This window comes from Pseudonocardia sp. Ae505_Ps2 (genome assembly GCF_001932425.1).
Classification (GTDB): Bacteria; Actinomycetota; Actinomycetes; order Mycobacteriales; family Pseudonocardiaceae; genus Pseudonocardia.
The window spans coordinates 1247242-1265838 of sequence record NZ_MCIP01000001.1; the positions used below are offsets into that span (position 1 = coordinate 1247242).

25 protein-coding genes are annotated in these 18597 nt (G+C 74.2%); 15 read left to right on the forward strand and 10 right to left on the reverse strand.

Annotated elements, in window-relative coordinates:
* Positions 1-346 precede the first annotated feature (346 nt).
* Genes Ae505Ps2_RS05770 through Ae505Ps2_RS05795 form a run of 6 tightly spaced genes read right to left on the reverse strand, consistent with a single transcriptional unit; the run spans position 347 to position 3966 of the window.
* Positions 347-730, reverse strand: a complete 384-nt coding sequence (locus tag Ae505Ps2_RS05770) for a hypothetical protein (RefSeq protein ID WP_020627419.1) — start codon at positions 728-730, stop codon at positions 347-349.
* Between the two features lie 14 nt (positions 731-744).
* On the reverse strand, positions 745-1377 hold the full coding sequence (locus tag Ae505Ps2_RS05775; RefSeq protein WP_020627420.1) for a class I SAM-dependent methyltransferase: 633 nt from the start codon (positions 1375-1377) through the stop codon (positions 745-747).
* A gap of 31 nt (positions 1378-1408) precedes the next feature.
* The gene (locus Ae505Ps2_RS05780; protein WP_020627421.1) at positions 1409-1816 is read right to left on the reverse strand and encodes a hypothetical protein; all 408 of its coding nucleotides are present in this window, start codon (positions 1814-1816) and stop codon (positions 1409-1411) included.
* The gene (locus Ae505Ps2_RS05785; RefSeq protein ID WP_083696225.1) at positions 1803-2249 is read right to left on the reverse strand and encodes a DUF1707 domain-containing protein; all 447 of its coding nucleotides are present in this window, start codon (positions 2247-2249) and stop codon (positions 1803-1805) included. The genes Ae505Ps2_RS05780 and Ae505Ps2_RS05785 overlap by 14 nt, the downstream gene beginning before the upstream one ends.
* Before the next feature lie 59 nt (positions 2250-2308).
* A complete protein-coding gene (locus tag Ae505Ps2_RS05790) occupies positions 2309-2836 on the reverse strand; it encodes a PadR family transcriptional regulator (protein ID WP_075309553.1) in 528 nt (175 codons plus the stop codon).
* A 17-nt stretch (positions 2837-2853) separates the two neighbouring features.
* Positions 2854-3966, reverse strand: coding sequence for a hypothetical protein (locus tag Ae505Ps2_RS05795; protein WP_139320135.1), 1113 nt, complete (start codon positions 3964-3966; stop codon positions 2854-2856).
* A 260-nt stretch (positions 3967-4226) separates the two neighbouring features.
* Here Ae505Ps2_RS05795 and Ae505Ps2_RS05800 point away from each other — a divergent pair, with 260 nt between their 5' ends.
* The 11 genes from Ae505Ps2_RS05800 to Ae505Ps2_RS05850 all read left to right on the forward strand — a co-directional run bounded on the left by Ae505Ps2_RS05800 (position 4227) and on the right by Ae505Ps2_RS05850 (position 11132).
* Positions 4227-5252 (forward strand): NAD(P)-dependent alcohol dehydrogenase, encoded by a 1026-nt coding sequence (locus Ae505Ps2_RS05800; protein ID WP_075553470.1) that lies wholly within the window; start codon positions 4227-4229, stop codon positions 5250-5252.
* 102 nt (positions 5253-5354) lie between these two features.
* Entirely contained in the window at positions 5355-5681 is a 327-nt protein-coding gene (locus Ae505Ps2_RS05805) for a putative quinol monooxygenase (protein WP_075309549.1), read from the forward strand.
* Positions 5682-5995: 314 nt separating this feature from the next.
* Entirely contained in the window at positions 5996-6538 is a 543-nt protein-coding gene (locus Ae505Ps2_RS05810) for a L,D-transpeptidase (protein WP_020627427.1), read from the forward strand.
* 109 nt (positions 6539-6647) lie between these two features.
* Positions 6648-7463 carry an SAM-dependent methyltransferase gene (locus tag Ae505Ps2_RS05815; RefSeq protein WP_075309547.1) on the forward strand — a complete coding sequence of 272 codons (816 nt, stop codon included), beginning with the start codon at positions 6648-6650 and terminating at the stop codon, positions 7461-7463.
* 109 nt (positions 7464-7572) lie between these two features.
* Positions 7573-8046 carry a hypothetical protein gene (locus Ae505Ps2_RS05820; RefSeq protein ID WP_075309545.1) on the forward strand — a complete coding sequence of 158 codons (474 nt, stop codon included), beginning with the start codon at positions 7573-7575 and terminating at the stop codon, positions 8044-8046.
* Positions 8047-8324: 278 nt separating this feature from the next.
* On the forward strand, positions 8325-8798 hold the full coding sequence (locus Ae505Ps2_RS05825) for an Asp23/Gls24 family envelope stress response protein (RefSeq protein ID WP_020627430.1): 474 nt from the start codon (positions 8325-8327) through the stop codon (positions 8796-8798).
* A complete protein-coding gene (locus Ae505Ps2_RS05830) occupies positions 8795-9196 on the forward strand; it encodes a hypothetical protein (RefSeq protein WP_075309543.1) in 402 nt (133 codons plus the stop codon). Before Ae505Ps2_RS05825 ends, Ae505Ps2_RS05830 begins: the two co-directional genes overlap by 4 nt.
* Positions 9197-9263: 67 nt before the next feature.
* Positions 9264-9476 (forward strand): hypothetical protein, encoded by a 213-nt coding sequence (locus Ae505Ps2_RS05835; RefSeq protein WP_020627432.1) that lies wholly within the window; start codon positions 9264-9266, stop codon positions 9474-9476.
* Positions 9477-9481: 5 nt separating this feature from the next.
* Entirely contained in the window at positions 9482-9991 is a 510-nt protein-coding gene (locus Ae505Ps2_RS05840) for an Asp23/Gls24 family envelope stress response protein (protein ID WP_249265219.1), read from the forward strand.
* A complete protein-coding gene (locus tag Ae505Ps2_RS05845) occupies positions 9988-10533 on the forward strand; it encodes a DUF6286 domain-containing protein (RefSeq protein ID WP_075309541.1) in 546 nt (181 codons plus the stop codon). The genes Ae505Ps2_RS05840 and Ae505Ps2_RS05845 overlap by 4 nt, the downstream gene beginning before the upstream one ends.
* Positions 10533-11132 (forward strand): hypothetical protein, encoded by a 600-nt coding sequence (locus Ae505Ps2_RS05850; protein ID WP_075309539.1) that lies wholly within the window; start codon positions 10533-10535, stop codon positions 11130-11132. The genes Ae505Ps2_RS05845 and Ae505Ps2_RS05850 overlap by 1 nt, the downstream gene beginning before the upstream one ends.
* 65 nt (positions 11133-11197) lie before the next feature.
* Here the strand turns inward: Ae505Ps2_RS05850 and Ae505Ps2_RS05855 are convergent, their stop codons facing one another.
* Both Ae505Ps2_RS05855 and Ae505Ps2_RS05860 read right to left on the reverse strand, forming a co-directional pair.
* Positions 11198-12088 carry a hypothetical protein gene (locus Ae505Ps2_RS05855; protein ID WP_020627436.1) on the reverse strand — a complete coding sequence of 297 codons (891 nt, stop codon included), beginning with the start codon at positions 12086-12088 and terminating at the stop codon, positions 11198-11200.
* Between the two features lie 107 nt (positions 12089-12195).
* Positions 12196-13170, reverse strand: a complete 975-nt coding sequence (locus Ae505Ps2_RS05860; protein WP_075309537.1) for an aldo/keto reductase — start codon at positions 13168-13170, stop codon at positions 12196-12198.
* Positions 13171-13257: 87 nt separating this feature from the next.
* Between Ae505Ps2_RS05860 and Ae505Ps2_RS05865 the strand changes: the two genes are divergently transcribed.
* The 4 genes from Ae505Ps2_RS05865 to Ae505Ps2_RS05880 are packed head-to-tail and all read left to right on the forward strand — an operon-like array spanning position 13258 to position 17563.
* Positions 13258-13824, forward strand: a complete 567-nt coding sequence (locus Ae505Ps2_RS05865) for a Chromate resistance protein ChrB (RefSeq protein ID WP_075309535.1) — start codon at positions 13258-13260, stop codon at positions 13822-13824.
* 15 nt (positions 13825-13839) lie between these two features.
* Positions 13840-16368: a cation-transporting P-type ATPase gene (locus tag Ae505Ps2_RS05870; RefSeq protein WP_084786211.1), complete on the forward strand. Its 2529-nt coding sequence runs from the start codon at positions 13840-13842 to the stop codon at positions 16366-16368.
* A gap of 20 nt (positions 16369-16388) precedes the next feature.
* Positions 16389-17102, forward strand: coding sequence for an alpha/beta fold hydrolase (locus Ae505Ps2_RS05875; RefSeq protein WP_075309533.1), 714 nt, complete (start codon positions 16389-16391; stop codon positions 17100-17102).
* A gap of 35 nt (positions 17103-17137) precedes the next feature.
* The gene (locus tag Ae505Ps2_RS05880; RefSeq protein WP_043282665.1) at positions 17138-17563 is read left to right on the forward strand and encodes an acyl-CoA thioesterase; all 426 of its coding nucleotides are present in this window, start codon (positions 17138-17140) and stop codon (positions 17561-17563) included.
* Positions 17564-17624: 61 nt separating this feature from the next.
* Here Ae505Ps2_RS05880 and Ae505Ps2_RS05885 read toward each other — a convergent pair whose 3' ends face one another.
* Positions 17625-18011: a hypothetical protein gene (locus Ae505Ps2_RS05885; RefSeq protein WP_020628221.1), complete on the reverse strand. Its 387-nt coding sequence runs from the start codon at positions 18009-18011 to the stop codon at positions 17625-17627.
* 196 nt (positions 18012-18207) lie between these two features.
* Positions 18208-18597, reverse strand: a 390-nt coding sequence (locus Ae505Ps2_RS33140) for a transposase family protein (RefSeq protein ID WP_249265220.1), incomplete at its 5' end; no start/stop codon positions are given.

Consider the following 18597-nt stretch of genomic DNA (forward strand, 5'->3'; position numbering starts at 1 on the left):
CTTTCCGGGCGGGCCGGTCGCGCGGGGAGCGCAGTGCCGGTGTCGACGCGAGGGGACTCGCGGCCCGCGGCCCCGTCCCGGTCCGTGCAGATCGACTGGCCGGGGACCGCGGGACGGGGCCGTGGTGGCGTGGGCGGTTCCGGCGCTTCGGTGCAGCCCGGTCCAACGGACCGGAGCGACCACGAAGGTCGCCGACCGGCCGAGATCAGGTCAAGCGGATGACCGGTGACGTATCACACGACGATAACGGCGCAGCACGTCATCGCAGCTCAGAGGCACTTTCTGCCGATCACGGAACCGACCGGAAAGGCATCGATACTTTCGATCCGGAGATGTTCCACCGGTCTCAACGGCGCTGTACGCCCTCGGCCCGGCGCAGGGTGAACACCGCGATCCGCACGACCATCGCGTCGAGCAGCAGACCGCCGAACGACCACGCGTCGAGCCAGGCGGTCCAGTTCGCCCCCTGCGCGACGGCGAGGAGCCCGGGCACGAGGAACAGCGCGACACCGAGCCCGCCGGCGACGGCACAGGCGAGCAGCGCCGGACCGTCGGTCCGGCGCAGCAGCAGGAGCAGCGACACGACGGCGGCCGCGGCGACGAGCCCGTCGAGCCCGGCCAGGACCGGCCCGGTGGCGCCGAACGCGAGCCGGACGTGCACGGCCGCCGAGAGCACCAGCAGCACGGTCAGGATCCGGCGTCCGGTCACCAGGCCGCGGTCGTCGCTCATGGGGCCATCCTCGCCTACCGCACCCGCAGCACCAGGAGGCGGCAGTCGACCTGCTGCCCTGACCGGTAGGGCGCGACCTCGATCGAGACGGCCTCGAAGACGTCGGCGGCGGCGAGCCGGTCGACCTCGGCACGGTAGCCACCGGACTCCCAGACGTCGTCGAGGACGGTCGCGACCAGGTACCCGCCCGGCCGCACGACCCGGGTGAACTCGGCGAGCGCCGAGGGTCCGACGTGGGCGTGGGTGAGCGTCCCGACGCAGACGACGACGTCGTAGGAGTCGTCGGGCAGTGCCAGCGCGGCGGTCAGGTCGGCCTCGCGCAGGTCCCGGTACGCCCCGGTGGCGCGGGCCCGGTCCAGCATCCCGGGCGACAGGTCGATCCCGTCGACGGTGGTCGCACCGCGCTCGCGCAGGGCGACGCCGACGAGCCCGGTGCCGCAGCCGGCGTCGAGGATCTCGCCGCCGGGGCCCGCGGCCGCGACGACGGCGTCCGCGGTGACCGCGGGCGCGACGTAGCCCTGGGCCTCGCCGGAGAGATCGGCGTCGTAGGTGGGGGCCCACTCGTCGTAGAGCGCCCGGGCGTCGGCCGGGCCGCTCAGCGAGTAGGCGCGTTCCAGATGGGGGTCGCCCCCGGTGCTCGTGGCCATCGCCCGATCATGATGGACGGTCCGTGGGCTGTCATGCGCGCCCGAGCAACCCCCGGCGCGGCGGGTCGGCGGCGAGCAGGGAGAGCGCGCACAGCGCGCCCCAGCCGGCGGCGACCATGGTCGCCTTCTCCCTGGCGTCGCGGTCGGGGAGCTGCGAGCCCAGCACCACGAGGTCGACGACGTCGGCGCCGACCCGCACCGCGATCGCGGCCTTGAGCGGGGTCCCGGCCGGGGCCAGGGCCATGGCCAGGCCGGACGCGAGGTCGCGCCCGCCGACCGCCCGCGCGAGCAGCGTGGTGCCCGCGGACGGGGTCCGGCCGCCGCCGGACAGCTTCGTCGGCGACAGCAGCACCTCCGGCTTCGCGGCGACGGCCGCACCGTAAGCGGCGGTGGCGGCGCCCAGCAGGCGGGGGATCCAGGTCAGGTCACGACGGGGCATGCACCCGGTGTACCCGTTCCGCGGCGGTTCTCGCCCGCCCGCACGGACCGGCGACCGAGCGGCCGGTGAGCGTGCCGAGTGCGAGCAGGGCACCCCACGGCCCGATCACCCAGATCGGCCAGAAGTACCCTCCGCCCCCGCCCAGTGCGACGGCGGCCCAGATCGTCAGGACGATCACCGCGGTCAGCGCCCACGGCCCCCAGGTCGCGGCCAGGACGACCCGGCGCACCCGCCGCTCGCGCTCCGGGTCGACGGGACGCGGCAGCCGGGGCAGGTCCGCCTCGACGGCGGCCAGCTCGGACGCCGTGCGCGCCGCGGCCACCTGCTCGCTGCGGGTGGAGAACTCGGCGAGGTCGAGCCGCCCGTCCCCCACGTGCCTGCCGAGCCGTTCCAGTGCGCGCTCCCGCTCGGCGTCACCGATGCGTACGTCCACCACGACCACCCTCCCAGTCGGATACCGGAACTATCCACTATCCGTTTCGGGACTGCAAGTCAGAGTTCGTCGAGGAAGGCCAGCGCCGCCTCCGCCGAGGTGCGCCGCCAGGCGGCCAGCATCCGGTCGAACTCGTCGCCGCCGTCCCCCGCCGCTGCGGCGCGGTCCTGTTCCGCCCGCAGCGCCGCGACGATCGGGGCCAGCTCGCGGCGCTGGGCCTCGACCAGCGCGGTCGCGTCCCGGCCGTGCCGGTGCAGCACCGCCAGCTTGAGCAGGAACTCCGAGCGCAGGTCCCGCACGTGCGGCACCGGGATGCCCAGCCACGCGTCGACGTGGCCGCGGCCGGCGGGGGTGGCGGCGTAGAGGGTGCGGGGCGGGCCACCCTTGGTCTCGACGGCCTCGGCGGTGATCAGGCCGGCGTCGACCAGCCTGCCGATCGCCCGGTAGACGACCGGGCGCGGGATCTGCCAGACCCGGCCCAGCTCGCCGTCGGCGGCGGTGAGCGCGGCGACGGCGAAACCGTGCACCGGGCGCTCGCCGGCCACGGCCAGCACGACCCACTCGGCGAGCCCGAGCCGTGGAAGCATCGGGCCAGCGTAGGGCCTCAGCGGTGGACGGCCGCCTCGTTCCCCGCATCCCAGGAGAAGCCGCGGTCGTAGAGGAAGCGCAGCTCGGGGTCGCTCTCCAGCACGAGCCGCTGGCCGTCCCCGGTCAGCTCGACCCGGCCGTCGGGCCGGGGCGTCCAGGTCAGCTCGGCGGTCCGGACGGCGGGCTCGACCAGTGAGGTCGCGCCGGACTGCGGCGCGTTCCACTCGACCCGGATCGTCCGGTCCCCGACGGGCCGCCAGGTCCCGCGGACGACGGTGCTGTCGGCGAGCCGCACCGAGATCCCGGCGGAGCCGGTCTGCGGGTAGCCGGGTACCGGGAGCGACGGGCCGACGTAGGTCCACTGCCCCACGGCCACGTGCTGCCAGCGCCGGTCGTCGGCGAGCCGGGCGGCGGGGGCCGTCGGGTCCTCCACGACCCGGTAGACCCCGGCGAGCGCGATGTCGGAGCGCTGGAACGGGGGCTGGAACTGCTGGAACAGCGCGCCCTGCGCGGCGATCAGCACCAGTCCGAGCACCGGGACCAGCCATCGGGTCACCCGGCGGACCCGCGGCCACGGCAGCAGCCGCGGGGACCCCTCGGTCGCCGCCGTCGGACGCCCGGCCAGGAACCGGACCACCCGTGGCAGCTCGGGGGCCGCGACGAGCGCGAACCCGACCGTCAGGGCGAGTGCGAGCTGCTTGACCGGCACGTCGTAGGTCATGTTCAGCAGGAAGACCGTGCCGAGGGCGACGGTCCCGAGCAGGCCGCCGATCCAGGCCGTGCGCCGGAACACCAGCAGCAGCACGACGACGAGCTCGGCGAACCCGGCCAGGAACTGGATCACCGGGGAGTAGGCCATGAACCCCCACAGCAGCCCCATCGGGCTCTTCTCGCCGGTCATGACGAGCGCCTCGGAGTAGTCGGCCCGGCCCATCTGGGTCAAGGTGAGCTTGGACCAGACGTAGGGCTGCATGAGCAGGATCAGGACGAACCGCAGCAGCGCGTGCAGCGCCCACGCCACCCGGTTCCACCACGGTCGCGGCGCCGCCGCCTCCGCCGCCCCGGCCACCGCGGCGCCGTCCACAGCGTCCTCCCGCCGCACCGCGGCGTCCCCCCTCGTCCCGGTCATGGGCCGACGGTAGGGCGCCACGGCACGGTCGCGGATCCCTCGTCCGACCGATCCTCTGCGCCCGGCACTCCTCCGCGGGTGGGAGACGTGACGCACAGCCCGTCGATGCATCGCACACAACGATCAATGGGTAGACACATGGCGATGCGGCCGTACGACCGGCCGCGCATCCCGCCGTGGCATCGGCGCCCGGCCACACCCGAACCACGGCGTCGGTAGCGACGCCACGAGGAGGAACCGTGCCCACGACCGTGTCCGCCATGAAGACCGCAGGTCCGAACAAGCCGTTCGAGCGCGGCACCATCGAGCGCCGCGACCCGCGGCCGCACGACGTCGTCATCGACATCGCGTACGCCGGGATCTGCCACTCCAACATCCACCAGGCCCGCGACGAGTGGGGCGAGGGCATCTACCCGATGGTCCCCGGCCACGAGATCGCCGGAGTCGTCTCCGCCGTCGGCGACCAGGTCTCGCGCTACGCGGTGGGCGACCGCGTCGGCGTCGGCTGCTTCGTGGACTCCTGTCGCGAGTGCGAGAACTGCCTCGCCGGTGAGGAGCAGTACTGCCTCAAGGGCGAGGTGCAGACCTACAACGGCCGGCAGTACGACGGCGAGCCGACCTACGGCGGCTACTCGACGCAGATCGTGGTCGACGAGAACTACGTGCTGCGCATCCCGGACGGCGTGGAGCTCGACGTCGCCGCTCCGCTGCTGTGCGCCGGCATCACCCTGTACTCGCCGCTGCACCACTGGAACGCCGGCCCCGGCAAGCAGGTCGCGATCGTCGGCATGGGCGGCCTCGGCCACATGGGCGTGAAGATCGCCGCCGCGATGGGCGCCGAGGTGACCGTCCTGTCCCGCACGCTGTCCAAGCAGGAGGACGGGAAGCGGCTCGGCGCGGACCACTACTTCGCCACCGAGGACGAGAGCACGTTCAGCGAGCTGGCGGGCCGTTTCGACCTGATCGTCAACACCGTCGCCGCGCAGATCCCGGTCGACGCCTACCTCGGACTGCTCAAGCTCGACGGGACGATGGTCAACGTCGGCGTGCCGGAGGGCCCGCTCTCGTACCACGGCTTCTCCCTCGTCGCGAGCCGCAGGAGCCTGGCCGGTTCGAAGATCGGTGGCATCCGCGAGACCCAGGAGATGCTCGACTTCTGTGCCGAGCACGGCCTGGGCGCCGACATCGAGACGATCTCCTGCGACCAGGTCGACGAGGCCTGGGAGCGGGTCGTGCGGGGCGACGTGCGCTACCGCTTCGTGATCGACACCGCGACGTTCTCCTGAGCGCTGTCAACCCGGTGGGCGTCCCTGATTGAGACGCCCGCACGCCACCGATCCGTGGAACGATCCCCGCGACGTTCCCGACGACCGTGACCGGAGGCTCACATGATCCTCATCGTGCTCAAGGCACAGATCCGCCCGGACAAGCGCGAGGAGTGGCTGACCGGCATCGCGCAGTACACGAAGGACGTGAACTCCGAGCCGGGCAACATCTCCTTCGACTACTACGAGAACTTCGAGAAGCCGAACGAGTTCGTGATCGTGGAGGTCTTCAAGAACAGCGCGGCCGGCGACGCCCACGTGAAGACCGACCACGCGCAGAAGTTCTTCGACTTCATGGGCTCGGTCGTGCCGGAGAAGCCGCTCATCAACTTCCAGAGCGAGGACGGCAAGGACGCCTGGGTCGAGATGGGCGAGGTCACCCCGCACTGACCCGACCCTCCCGACGATGCCGGCGGCCCCACGGGTCGCCGGCATCGTCGTGTCGGGAGCGGAGCGGGCAGGTGGCCCGACCGCACCGGACGGAGGAACCCGGGCGGACCGGACATCGGAACCGAGACGGTCCTTCCGGGTGATCGGGACGGGAGCGCACCGCGTCCGGGCCGGTCGGGAACGGGGTGCAGACTGACCCGGCACGGCCGAACCTTTCGTCACGCAACCTGGGCGTTCCCCACGCGTCTCCCACAGTGACGGAACGATCACGTGGCGTCGCCGCCCCGGGCGACGCGGACGAACAGGAGCACCCCATGGACACCGTCCGGCAGCGGCCCCGCCGCCTCGTCGCACTGGGCCTCGGACTGGCCACCATCGCGGGTGTCGCCGTCGCCGGGACCGCCCTGGCCGCCTCCCCCGCGGCCGAGCAGGCCCGCGCGCAGCCGCTCGTCCCCGGCACCCCCTGCTCGATCACCGCCAAGGCGTGCGTCGACCTGGACTCGCAGCGGTCCTGGCTCATCCAGGACGGCAAGGTCATCCGCGGCCCGATCGGCATCTCCTCCGGCGGCAACGGCCAGGAGACCCCGGTCGGCCACTCGCTGCGCGTCTACCGCAAGGACGCCGAGCACAAGAGCGAGGAGTCGCGCCTGCCCAACGGCGACCCCGCTCCGATGCCGTGGTCGGTCTTCTTCAACGACGGCGGCATCGCCTTCCACAGCGGCGACCCGAACCGCTCCTCCGCGGGCTGCATCCACGTCCCGCCGGCCGACGCCAAGGCGTACTTCGACTACCTGCAGATCGGCGACCAGGTGCAGGTCGTGAAGGCATCCGAGGAGACAGCGGCCCGTAAGGGCTAGCTCGCGGGGAGTCACCGCATCGGGGGCTGCTGGGACGTCCGGCGTAACGCGGAGACGGTCGTGCCGCGACACACCGGACGTATCACCCGCACGTCCCCCGGAGCGCCCGATGGCCGAGAGCCGACCCGTCCGTCGCACGCCGATCGACCACGCCCGGCGGGTCGCCCGGCTCTCCCTCAGCGGCGGCGCGCGGGCCGCCGCGGTCCCGGTGCGCGGCCTGGCCCGGCTCGGCCGCGACGCCCACGACCCCCGCTGGACCGGCCAGACCTGGCTCTGGCAGCCGGGCTGGGGGCGCCGCACGCACGACCGGCCCTACCGCAGCCCTGACCCGTACTCGATCGGGCTGTCGGCCTACGAGCAGCAGAAGTACGGCACCGTCATGGACGCGCTCGCCGGCCGCCGTTTCGACCGGGTGCTGGAGGTCGGCTGCGGCGAGGGCGACCTGTCGGTCCGTCTCGCCGGGCACACCGCGGCTCTGCTCGGGGTGGACATCTGCTCGGCCGCGGTCGAGCGGGCCGCCGCCCGGGTGCCGTCGGGGACCTTCGTCCGTCGCACGCTCCCGCACGAGATGCCCGAGGGCGACTTCGCCCTGATCGTCTGCTCCGACGTCCTCTACTACTGGGAAACGGTCACGCTGCGGGTCGGCCTGACCGCCCTGCTGGACCGCCTGCGGCCGGGCGGGATGCTGCTGGCCTACCACTACCGCGGGGCGTTCGGTCAGGCCGGGACGGCCGACCGGGTGCACGAGACGCTCGTCGCCGCCGCGACCGCCCGCGGACTGACGGTCCGGGCGCACGAGACCGTCGACGGTGTCGGTCCCGACGGCGCCGGGGCCCGCTTCGCCGTCGTCGTCCACCCCGAGGTCGCGGTGCCGTCCCCGCGCCGCCCGGAGCCGGGCGTCGCAGTCCGCGCACGTCGATCCTGAGGGGTCGACTGGGCCGGGTGGCGGTGCGGTCGCTGGACCGTCCGGGCGTTCTCGTCAGGTCGACGTGGACCTGTCGTGACCGGGCGGTTCCTGGTTACCGTCCGGAGCCATGACGGTCGACGCCGACGGACCCGCCGGGATGGCCGACGCACAGCGCGTGGTCACCATCCCCGAGCTGAGCGCACCGAGCTACCTGCAGGCGGTGCTGTCGATCGCCTACCGCGACGAGCGCAACAGCGTCCCGCTCACCGTCGCCACCCCGGCCGGGCTGGTGTTCGGCAACGCCGTGCACCCCTCGGCCTGGCTGCGCGGACTGGGGGACCAGCTGCGCCGGCTCACCGCCGACGATCCGGGCAACGAGTCCGCGGCGTCGATGGCCGACATGTTCGACGAGATGGCCGGCGGTCGCGGCGACGAGCGCCCCGGCCCGGACGTCCCGACGAAGGACATCCACTGGATCTACTTCACCGACGCGCTCGTGGTCCCGACCGCGGCGGGCGGGCCGAACTACGGCGAACCCGCCTGCTGGCAGGTGGCACTGCGCGACGTCACCGGCTGGACGATCGGCCTGCCGCCCGCCTGACCACCACGTCCGATGAACACCCGAACACGTGATCGCAAACCCGCAGGATCCGGGCCCCGCCACAGCCTCCCTTCGCAGGTCGGACGCTCTCTGCCCAGGTCAGCGACCCATCGGCGGAGCGCAGGTGTGACGACGACCACCCAAATTGGTCCGTGAGGATGCGCCACCCCCGGGACTCCCATGTGTGTCGAGCGGATCGACAGGGCACCACCGGTGCGAACCGGCCCCCGATCCGGCCACTGTGAGGCCCGATACCGGGCCATGACCTGGAGGCACACATGAGCACCACCGAGACCAAGGCGACCAAGGCCCCGGCTGTCACCGGCACCCCGTCGGCCCTGCAGTCCGAGCACGGCAGCACCCGCATCGCCGAGACCGTCGTCTCGAAGATCGCCGGGCTGGCCGCCCGCGAGGTCAGTGGCATCTACGCCCTCGGCGGCGGCGCGGCCCGCGCGTTCGGCGCGTTGCGCGAGCGCATCCCGGGCGGCACCACCAACGCCTCGCAGGGCGTGTCGGTCGAGGTCGGCGAGAAGCAGGCCGCCGTCGACATCAACGTCGTCGTCGAGTACGGCGTCTCCATCGCCGACCTGGCGAAGGCCGTGCGCCGCAACGTCATCTCCGCCCTGGAGCGGATGACCGGGCTCGAGGTCGTCGAGGTCAACATCTCGGTCGACGACGTCCACCTGCCGTCCGAGGACGACGGCAAGGACGAGGAGCCGAAGAAGATCGAGTCCACCTCGCGGGTGGCGTGAGCGCCCGTACCGCCGCGGGTGGCGACGGGATCGTCGCCACGGGTGCGATCGACACCGACCGGATCGCCGACGCGGTGCTGGGCTGCCCCGGCGTCGCGCAGCTGCACGGCGGCCGGTTCGGTGAGGTCGCCACCTACCTGCCCGGACGCCGGGTGAGCGGCATCCGCGTGGACCCCACGGCCCCGGCCGTCGAGGTGCACGTGGTCGGTCGCTACCCGGCCTCCGTGGCCGAGATCGACCACCAGGTCCGCACCGCGCTGCTCCCGGTCGTCGGGGGCGCGCGGGTGGACGTGGTGGTCGGCGACTACGCCGGTCCCACCGAGCCGACGCCCGTCCGGCAGTCGGACTCGGCACCCGCCACCGGCGAGCTCCCGGTCCCTCCCGCGGCCACCCCCTGACCCGCCCGGACGCCCGTCCACATCCCCGGACGTCCGGTACCTCCTCGTCTCGAAGGACGTGACTGTGATGTCCCTGTCCACCAACACCCAGATCGGCCTGATCGCCGGTCTCCTCCTGGCCATCGCCGGCATCGTCGGCGGCTTCGGCGGGTTCGTCCTCGCCCTGATCCTCGGCGCGATCGGGCTCGGCGTCGGCCGCTGGCTCGACGGCGACCTCGACCTGTCCGAGCTCTCCGAGCGGTCGGGGCTGTCCGGACGCGGCCGCGACAAGGTCCGGTGAACCCGGTGAGCACCGTCGAGCCGACGGGGACGGCGACCGGGGACCCGGAGACGATCCGGGCCACCCGTCTCCCCCCGCCCCCGCCGGACGACACCCCGACCCGCTCGATCGACACCGGCACGGGCTCCGCGGACGCCTCCGCCGGGACGGCCCCGGAGGACCGGGGCCGGGTCGACGTCGCCGACCAGGTCGTGCAGAAGATCGCGCTCGGCGCCCTGGAGGAGACCGAGGGCGTCGGCGGGAGCACCGGCACGGTCGGGCGGATGCTCGGCCGCGACGACGCCGACGGCCACCCGCGCGTCGAGGCGACCGTCTCCGGGCAGTGGGCCCGGATCGACGCGCGGATCTCCGTCGCCTACCCGTCCCCGGTCGCCGCGGTCTGCGACCGCGCCCGCGGGCACGTCGTGCGGCAGGTCGAGGCGCTGACCGGGCTGTCCGTCACGCGGGTCGACGTCGTCGTCACCGCGCTCACCATCCCGGGCGCCGCCCGCCCGGCCGGGAGGGAGCTCGAATGATCCGCCGCCCCCGCAAGTCCCTCGCCGCGGGCATCGTGGCGCTGGTCCTGCTCGCGCTCTGCGTCGTCGTCGCCGTCGCGGTCGTGCAGCTGCTCCTCGGGCAGCAGCCGATCCTCGACTTCGGCCTGCTGGGCTCCACCGTCGCCGGGTACACCGGCGCCGACGTGCCCGTGCTCGTCGCGTCCGGCGTCGTCGCGCTGGTCGGGTTGGTGCTCGTCGTGGTCGCGCTGCGGCCGGGCACGCCGACCGTGTTCCCGCTGGCCTCCGCGGACGGGGCCGAGAAGCTCGACTCCGGCATCACCCGGCGCAGCCTGAACCGGGCGCTGGCCGACGCCGCCACCGACGTCGACGGCATCACCAAGGCATCGGTGAAGAACACCGGCCGCCGCGCCGCCGTCACCGCGCACGCCGCGTTCGGCGACCCCAGGGACCTGCGCGACCGGGTCCGCAGCGCGGTCGCGCAGCGGCTCGACGCCGTCGGACCGGCCCGCAGCCCGAAGATCACGGTGTCCGTGACCGGCACGAAGCAGCAGGAGGCGTGATGGCCAGCGCGACCCCACCGTCCCGGCTCAACCGGACCCTGCTGTTCCTGATCGGGCTCGTCCTGCTCGCCGCGGGGGTGTTCGGGCTGCTGTTCGGCACCGGCGTCCTGCGCCAGGTGCTTCCCGGGATCGACCCCTCGGTCCCGCTGCTGCCCGCCGGTCTCACGCTGCCCGCGTGGGCGCCGTGGGTGACCCTCGCCGTCGCGGTCGTGGTCGGGCTGCTGGCCCTGCGCTGGCTGCTCGCCCAGGCTCGTCGCACGCCCCGCACCTCGGCATGGACGCTACCGTCGGCGCAGGTCGCGGGCCGGGACGCCGGGACGACCCGGATCCACTCCGACCACGCCGCGGACGCCCTGGCCGCCGACATCGAGAGCTACGACGGCGTCCAGCGCGCCGCCGCCGCACTCGTGGGCGACCGCCGTCGTCCGGAGATCCACCTGGACGTGACCGCGGACGACGGTGCCGACCTCGCCGCGCTGCGCACCCGGATCACCGACCACGCGCTGCCGCGGCTGCGGTCCGCACTGGACATCGAGTCCGGTCGCGCCGACCTGGTGCTGCGCCTGGCCGAGGAGAAGGCGCACTCGCGGGTGGGCTGAGCGACCGCACACCGACGACGACGGGGCCCCGGATCACCGGGGCCCCGTCGTCGTGTGCGGGCGGGTCAGCGGGACCGGTCGACGAACCCGGCGCCGGCGATCCGCAGGCCGCTGCCGCCCGCCATGCGGAGCAGCCCGGCCATGGCGATGACCAGACCGACCATCTCGAGGGTCTCCTCGGTGCCGGCCAGGACGTTGTAGGTGAAGGACTGCACGTCGCCGGTCTGCTCGAACAGCGCCCCACCGGCCGACTCCAGCCCGACCGCGCCGAGCAGGAACACCGCCGCCCCGGCGACGACGAGCCAGGCCCCCGGCCGGCGCAGCACCATCGGCAGGCACAGCACCGCGACCACCGCGACGAGCGCCACGGCCGGGATGATCCAGGCGTAGGTCAGGAAGCCGCTGGTGCCGAACGTGGTGTGGATGATCCAGCCGACCTGCTCGTGGTTCGCGGCGGTCTCGTCCATCGCGACGACCGCGCAGGACAGGCTGAGCAGGATCCAGCGCCACCGCTCGCGGCGCACCGAGTTCGCCGCGATCAGCGCGAGCAGCGCCGCGTTGGTCAGGTGCAGCGCCGAGCTGAACCAGGTCGAGATGTTCAGCTCGGTGCCCAGCCGGATCGGGGCCGGGATCTCGAAGCCGGGCCGCCCGATGCCGTAGACGGCGGCGCCGTAGTGGGCCAGCGCCAGCACGGCGACGATCGCGGCGGCGGTGCCGACGACCGGCCCGCGACGCACCAGCGCCAGGTGCGGTGCGCCGGGCGCGGCGGCCTGAGCCTGCGGTGACGGCTCCGCGGGGGCCGGGCTCGCGGCCCCGGAGGCCCCCGCGGGCCGCGGACCGGCCCCGGCGTCCTCGGTGACGCGCGGGATGACGACCGTGGCCGGGTCGTCGTCGGCGCTGTGCGCGCCGCCGCCCTGGGCGCCGCGGCCCCGGGCGAGATGGTCCTGGGCGGTCATGTCCCCTCCTCTTCACCGGCGGCCGGGCGGCATCAGCAGGCGACGTCGACTCCGACCGCAAGGTGGCTGGAAGGTAAACGAGCGTATGACCGCCGGGAAACGCCGGGTCAGCTCCAGGGGCGCGCGGAGCGGGTGCGCCAGTAGCTCTCGGCCGGTTCGGCCAGCGCGGCGAGCTCCTCGGCCACGTCCGCCGGCAGCGTGAGCTCCGCGCCCGCGAGGTTCGACGCGAGCTGGTCGGTCCCGACCGGGCCGAGCAGCACCCGCCACGCCCACGGGTTCGCCAGCGCCGCGGCGACGGCGATCCGGTCCAGCCCGATCCCGGTCCGCGCGGCCAGCGCCGCGGCCGCACGGGCGCCCTCGGTGCCGTCCTCACCGCCCGGGGCGAGCCTGCCGTTGGCGAAGACCTCCTTCAGGATCACCCGGGCCCCGGCGTCGGCGGCCTCGGCCAGCGCCGGACCCACCGAGGGTTCGAGCGGGTTCCAGGTGCTCTGGAACGAGGTGAACAGCGGCTCGCCGTCCACCCGGACCTCCAGCGCCCGGCGCACCGCGTCGGCCTGGGCGGGGCCGGAGGTGGAGATCCCGACCCGGATCCCCCGGTCGCGCAGGTGGGCCATCGCGCGGTGGACGCGCTCGTCGTCGAGGACGCCGGTGTCGAGCGTCGCGGAGTGCACGTGGTAGATCCCGAGGTGGTCGCCGAGCAGCTGGTGGCTCATCGCGTACTGCTCGGTGAAGGCGTCGAGCGAGTGGTCCTTGATCTCGTGGGTGTCGGCGTCGGTCCGCCACCCGCCCACGTAGCGGTAGCCCCACTTCGAGCCGATCTCGACGGGGTCCTCGCCGCCGGTCACCCCGGGCCGGTCGGCGAGCCAGCCGGCGAGGAACTCCTCGGCGCGGCCGTAGGAGCGGGCGACGTCGACGTAGCGGACGCCCGCGGCGTACGCGGCGTCGAGCAGGGCACGGGAACGGTCGCGCAGGTCGGCGACGTCGCGGGCGTCGCCGAGCTCGGCGGCGCGGCCGGAGGTGATGTAGGCGGGGCGGGCGATCGCGGCCAGGCCGAGACCGAGACGGTGGGCGGGGGCGGGCATGCCCCCAGCCTGCCCCACCCGACGCCGGCGCCCCACCCGACGAAACACCTGTTGCACGCCGGTGGCGGCCCGGTACCGTCACCCGGCATGACCGACGCGCCGTCAGCCGGCTGGGTCCTGCTGCTCGCGCAGCTGCCCGCCGCGCCCTCGAGCCCACGGGTCACGCTGTGGCGCCGGGCCCGCGCCGCGGGCGCGGTGGGCCTCCAGAACGGCGCGTGGGTGCTGCCCGCGACCGACGAGCACCGCACGTTCCTGGAGGGGCTCGCGACCTACGTCCGCGAGGCCGGCGGCACCGCGTTCGCCCTCGACGTCGCCGCCGGGAGCAGCGACGAGGGCATCGTCGCCCGGATCCGCGCCGAGCACGGCAAGGAGTTCGCCGAGTTCACCGAGCGCGGCGAGGCGCTGCTGGCGGAGCTGGCGAAGGAGTCCTCCCGGGACAACTACTCCTTCGCCGAGCTGGAGGAGAACGAGCAGGACCTGGAGCGGCTCACCCGCTGGCTGGCGACGATCTCGTCGCGGGACTTCTTCCCCGACGAGCGCGGCAAGGACGCCGAGGCCCTGCTCGACCGCTGCCGGCACGCACTCGACGCGTTCACCGCCGCCGTGTACCGCGCCGAGGGCGTGGCCCCCGACCTGCCACCGCGTACGGACTGAGGCCGTGGGCAGCCGGTGAGCACCGGGGCGCACGCCGCGACCGGCGCGGCGGTGGTGGACGACCTCGGCACGGACGCCGTGCGGGGTCTGACCGACGCCGAGGCCACAGCCCGTCACCGGCGGCACGGCCCCAACCGGTGGGTGGTCCCGCGCCGGGTCACCTTCCTGCGGGTAATGGCCGACGAGGTCACCGAGCCGATGATGCTGCTCCTCGCGGCGATCGCGGTGCTCTACGGCGTCTGGGGCAGGTTCGACGACACCGTCGCCGTCGTCGTGATCATCGCGGCGGTCGTCGGGGTCGAGGTGTTCGCCGAGTTCCGGGCGAAGTCGGTCATCGCCTCGCTGGGCGAGCTCACCGCCCCGACGACGCCGGTGGTGCGCGACGGGAGCACCGTCTCGGTCGATGTCACCGACGTCGTGCCCGGCGACCTCGTGCCGCTGGCCGCGGGCTCGCGGGTGCCCGCCGACCTGCGCCTGGTCGAGTCCTGGGGTCTGCGCGTCGACGAGTCGACCCTCACCGGGGAGCCCGTCGCCGCCCCCAAGGACGCCGCCAGGGTGCTGCCCGGCGACGCCGCGCTGGCCGAGCGGACGAACCTGGTGTTCGCGGGGACGACGGTCGTCGCCGGGCGGGCCCGCGGTGTCGTCGTCGCGACGGGGACGGCCACCGAGCTCGGCACGCTGACCGGGCTCGTCGTCGCTGCGCGACCGCCCCGGACCGCGCTGCAGCAGGCCATGCGCGAGCTCGCGGGCAGCCTCGCGACGCTGGCGATCGCGTTCAGCGTGCTCGTCCCACTGATCGGGGTGCTGACCGGTCGGCCGTGGCGGGAGATGGTGCTGACCGGGCTCACCCTGGCCTTCGCGACGGTCCCGGAGGAGCTGCCGATCATCGTCAGTCTGGTGCTCGGGCTCGGCGCGCACCGGCTGTCCCGGCGACGCGGGCTGGTCCGGCGGCTGCGCGCGGCGGAGGCGCTCGGACTGGTGACGGTGCTGGCCACCGACAAGACCGGCACGCTCACCCGCAACCGGATGGCCGTCGCGCGGGTCGAACCGGCTCCGGGCACGGACGGCGACACCGTGGTCGCCCTCGGCGCGGCCTGCACCGAGACCGCCCCCGAGCCCGACGGCGGCTGGTCCGGCGACCCGACCGACGTCGCGTTCCTGGTCGCCGCCCGCGACCGTGGCCTGCCCACGCCCGCCGAGCCGGTCGCCCGGTTCCCGTTCGACCCCGGCCGGGAGACGATGACCGTCGTCCTGCCCGCCGGCGCCTCCGGCACCGCCACCGTGGTGACCACCGGCTCGCCGGAGTCGGTGCTGGCCCGGTGCGCGGCGCCGTCGCCGGAGACCGCGGGCCGGGTCGCGGTGCTCGCCGCCCGCGGCCTGCGCGTGATCGCGGTGGCGAGCAGGCCCGCGCCGCAGGTCCCGGCGACGGTCGGCGCCGCCGAGCGCGACCTCGTCCTCGCCGGGCTCGTGGCGCTGTCCGACCCGCCGCGCCCGGGTGCCGCCAAGGCCGTCGCCGCCGCACGACGGGCCGGGGTGCGGGTGGTGATGCTGACCGGGGACCACCCCGCATGTGCCCGGGCCGTCGCCGCCGAGGTCGGCATCGACCCCGACCCGGTGCTGACCGGCCGCGACCTCGACGGTCTCGACGACGCGACGCTGGCCGCCGCCGTCGCGTCGACGCCGGTGTTCGCCCGGGTCACGCCCGCGCACAAGCTGCGCCTGGTCACGGCGCTGCAGGCCGGCGGGGAGGTGGTGGCGGTGACCGGGGACGGCGTGAACGACGCCCCCGCGCTGGCCCGGGCCGACGTCGGGGTGGCCATGGGCTCGTCGGGCACCGACGTGGCCCGCGAGGCGGCCGGGCTCGTGCTGGCCGACGACGACGTCTCCACCCTCACCCGTGCCCTGCACGAGGGCCGCACGCTGCACGGGAACCTGCGCAAGGGCGTCGCCTACTACCTGGCCTGCAAGGCCGGGCTGGTCGCGACCGTCGCCGCCGGGGTGCTCACCGGGATGGCCGTGCCGTTCACCCCGATCCAGATCGTGGTGCTGGAGATGTTCATGGACATCGCGGGCAGCGCGACCTTCGCCGCGGAACCCGCCGAGCGCGACGCCATGACCCGCCCGCCACGCGACCCGGGCGCACGCTTCCTGGACCGGGCCCTGCTCGGCGACCTCGCCGCGGGGGCCGTGGCGCTGTTCGTCGCCGTCGGCGGGCTGTACCTGGTGACCGCCTCGCAGACGGTGGCGTTCGTGGCGTGGCTGTCCGGGCACCTGGCGCTGGCCTGGGTGATGCGGACCGAGCGGACACCGGTGCTGCGGTCGGGTCTGTTCGCGAACCGGTTCCTGCCCTGGTGGACGGTGGTGACCGCCGCGGCCGTGTGGGTGGCCACGACGGTGCCGGCGCTGCGGGAGACGCTGCGGCTGACCCCGCTGACCGGTCCGCAGTGGATCGCGGCGGTGCTCGTGCCGGTGGCCGCGGTCGCGGTGCTGGAGCTGCGCAAGGCCGGCCGGCGGCGGGCCGCCACGGCACGCCCGGCGGGGTGATCCGTGCTAGACCACCGGTCGTGAACGGATCGGTCCTCTCCCGCCCGGCCCCCGAGCCGCCCCGTGTCGTCGCCGTCGGCGACGACCCCGACCAGGTCATGGACCTGTGGCCGGACGGCGGGCCAGGCCGCCCGCTGGTCGTGCTGGTGCACGGCGGGTTCTGGCGGCCCCGGTTCGACCGGGTGCACCTGCGGTCGACGGCGGGTGCGGTGAACGCGCTGGGGCTGCCCGTCGCGTCCCTGGAGTACCGCCGGGCGCCCGGCGACCCGGACGCGACCGTCGCCGACGTGCTCGCCGGACTGCGGGCCGCCCACGCGATCGCCGGACCGGTCGTCGCGGTGGGGCACTCGGCGGGCGGGCACCTCGTGCTGCACGCCGCGGCCGTCGAGCCGTCGCTGATCAGGGCGACGGTGTCGCTCGCCCCGGTCGCGGACCTGGCGCTGGCCGACGCGGAGAACCTCGGCGACGGCGCGGTCCGCGCCTATCTCGGCGGCCCCGCGGCCGGGCGCACCGACCTGGACCCGGCGGCGGGCCCGACCCCGCCCGGACCGGTGACGATCGTGCACGGCGACGCCGACGAGCGCGTCCCGCCGGCCGTCTCCCGCTCCTACGCCGGCCGGCACCCGTCGGTACGGCTCGTCGAGCTGCCCGGCTGCGACCACTTCGCGGTGGTCGACCCGCTGTCGGCGGCCTGGCGGACGGTGACCCGGGAGATCCTGGCGGCGGCGACGTGAGCGCGCCCGGCGGCCTGCCCCGTCACCAGCTGACGATGACCGTGCTGATGACGCCGGACATGGCGAACTTCTCCGGCAACGTCCACGGTGGCGCGATCCTGAAGCTGCTCGACCAGGTCGCGTTCTCGTGTGCGAGCCGCTGGGCCGAGACCTACGTCGTGACGCTCTCGGTGGACCGGGTCCGCTTCCGCGAGCCCATCTACATCGGCGAGCTCGTGACGTTCCAGGCGTCGGTGAACCACACCGGGCGCAGCTCGATGGAGGTCGGCATCCGGGTCACCACGGAGAACATCACCGAGCGGACCCAACGGCACGCCAACAGCTGCTACTTCACGATGGTCGCGATGGACGAGCACCGGCGTCCGGTCCCGGTCCCGGAGCTGGTCCCGTCGAACGACACCGAGCGCCGTCGCCGGGACGACGCTCGCCGGCGTCGCGAGGTGCGCCGGGCCGGGGGCTGACCCCGGACACGACGGTGCCCCGGGACCACGTCGTCCCGGGGCACGTCGAGGTGCGGAGAGATCAGCCGATCGAGTCGCCCGCGCCGGAGGTCTGGCCGCAGCTGTCGGACTGGTCGGTGGCCGAGTCGCCGGAGACGGCCTTGGCCTTGCCACCCAGGCCGAGGGCCCCGGTGATGCCGCTCAGCAGGTTCGCGTCCTCGACCGGGACCTGCACGCCCAGGACGTTGACCGGGATGTTGTTGTTGCAGAGCTGGATCGGCACGTTGATGTTGTTGCCGCTCAGGCCACCCGCGAGCAGGCCCTTGGCGTCCTTGTCGATGTGGCCCGACTCGTGCTTGCCGTGGTGCTTGGCGGAGTCGCCCGCGTAGTCGCCGGCGAAGGCCAGCGGGGAGACGGCGAGCAGGGACGCGGCGGACGCCGCGACGATGATTCCGGCCTTCTTCAGCACAGTTCTTCTCCTGATGAGGTGTCAGGGCCGTGGTGAAGGCCCCGTTCCATGTCGGCACGCTGACAGAAAGGGGGGAGCCCGTGCCGACTGGCTGCGAATCTAGCGGGGCGGGAGTGCCCGAACAATTCTTCTACCACCATCGGGTGGCCAAATCACTTTCCGTTCGGATACTGAGGTGTTCTCAGTAGCGGGTTGATCATGTCGTGCGGTCGTACTCGGTGTGGAGTAGTACGAGCGCAGCTGCGGTGATCGCGCCGGTGCGCCAGGGACATAGCGTGACTCGCCGCAACGCGGCGAAGGTGGTCTTGAGCAGGGCGTTTCCGCGTTCGGCCAGAGCACGAAGGGCTGAGTGCAGGGTGTTGACGGTGCGCTGGTTGACCGTCTGCCCGCGGCCGGGGGCGAGTTTGATGGGCACGGTGAGCCGGTCGGCTTCGCCTTCGTAGCCGAGGTCGCCCAGCGCGGCGTGGGTGTCGTCGGTGAACGCGGCCAGGCCCTCGAGCAGCCCGGGGTGGGTACGGGCGCAGCGGGTGTCGTGCTCGCGGCCCGGCCGCACGTCGCTGGTCCATAGCGGCCATCCATCAGGTGC

Excerpts from the sequence above, each read along its gene's own strand:
- Ae505Ps2_RS05770 (WP_020627419.1), bottom strand. The coding sequence starts at position 730 with ATGAGCGACGACCGCGGCCTGGTGACCGGACGCCGGATCCTGACCGTG.
- Ae505Ps2_RS05775 (WP_020627420.1), bottom strand. The coding sequence starts at position 1,377 with ATGGCCACGAGCACCGGGGGCGACCCCCATCTGGAACGCGCCTACTCG.
- Ae505Ps2_RS05780 (WP_020627421.1), bottom strand. The coding sequence starts at position 1,816 with ATGCCCCGTCGTGACCTGACCTGGATCCCCCGCCTGCTGGGCGCCGCC.
- Ae505Ps2_RS05790 (WP_075309553.1), bottom strand. The coding sequence starts at position 2,836 with ATGCTTCCACGGCTCGGGCTCGCCGAGTGGGTCGTGCTGGCCGTGGCC.
- Ae505Ps2_RS05795 (WP_139320135.1), bottom strand. The coding sequence starts at position 3,966 with ATGACCGGGACGAGGGGGGACGCCGCGGTGCGGCGGGAGGACGCTGTG.
- Ae505Ps2_RS05800 (WP_075553470.1), top strand. The coding sequence starts at position 4,227 with ATGAAGACCGCAGGTCCGAACAAGCCGTTCGAGCGCGGCACCATCGAG.
- Ae505Ps2_RS05805 (WP_075309549.1), top strand. The coding sequence starts at position 5,355 with ATGATCCTCATCGTGCTCAAGGCACAGATCCGCCCGGACAAGCGCGAG.
- Ae505Ps2_RS05810 (WP_020627427.1), top strand. The coding sequence starts at position 5,996 with ATGGACACCGTCCGGCAGCGGCCCCGCCGCCTCGTCGCACTGGGCCTC.
- Ae505Ps2_RS05815 (WP_075309547.1), top strand. The coding sequence starts at position 6,648 with ATGGCCGAGAGCCGACCCGTCCGTCGCACGCCGATCGACCACGCCCGG.
- Ae505Ps2_RS05820 (WP_075309545.1), top strand. The coding sequence starts at position 7,573 with ATGACGGTCGACGCCGACGGACCCGCCGGGATGGCCGACGCACAGCGC.
- Ae505Ps2_RS05825 (WP_020627430.1), top strand. The coding sequence starts at position 8,325 with ATGAGCACCACCGAGACCAAGGCGACCAAGGCCCCGGCTGTCACCGGC.
- Ae505Ps2_RS05835 (WP_020627432.1), top strand. The coding sequence starts at position 9,264 with ATGTCCCTGTCCACCAACACCCAGATCGGCCTGATCGCCGGTCTCCTC.
- Ae505Ps2_RS05845 (WP_075309541.1), top strand. The coding sequence starts at position 9,988 with ATGATCCGCCGCCCCCGCAAGTCCCTCGCCGCGGGCATCGTGGCGCTG.
- Ae505Ps2_RS05850 (WP_075309539.1), top strand. The coding sequence starts at position 10,533 with ATGGCCAGCGCGACCCCACCGTCCCGGCTCAACCGGACCCTGCTGTTC.
- Ae505Ps2_RS05855 (WP_020627436.1), bottom strand. The coding sequence starts at position 12,088 with ATGACCGCCCAGGACCATCTCGCCCGGGGCCGCGGCGCCCAGGGCGGC.
- Ae505Ps2_RS05860 (WP_075309537.1), bottom strand. The coding sequence starts at position 13,170 with ATGCCCGCCCCCGCCCACCGTCTCGGTCTCGGCCTGGCCGCGATCGCC.
- Ae505Ps2_RS05865 (WP_075309535.1), top strand. The coding sequence starts at position 13,258 with ATGACCGACGCGCCGTCAGCCGGCTGGGTCCTGCTGCTCGCGCAGCTG.
- Ae505Ps2_RS05880 (WP_043282665.1), top strand. The coding sequence starts at position 17,138 with ATGACCGTGCTGATGACGCCGGACATGGCGAACTTCTCCGGCAACGTC.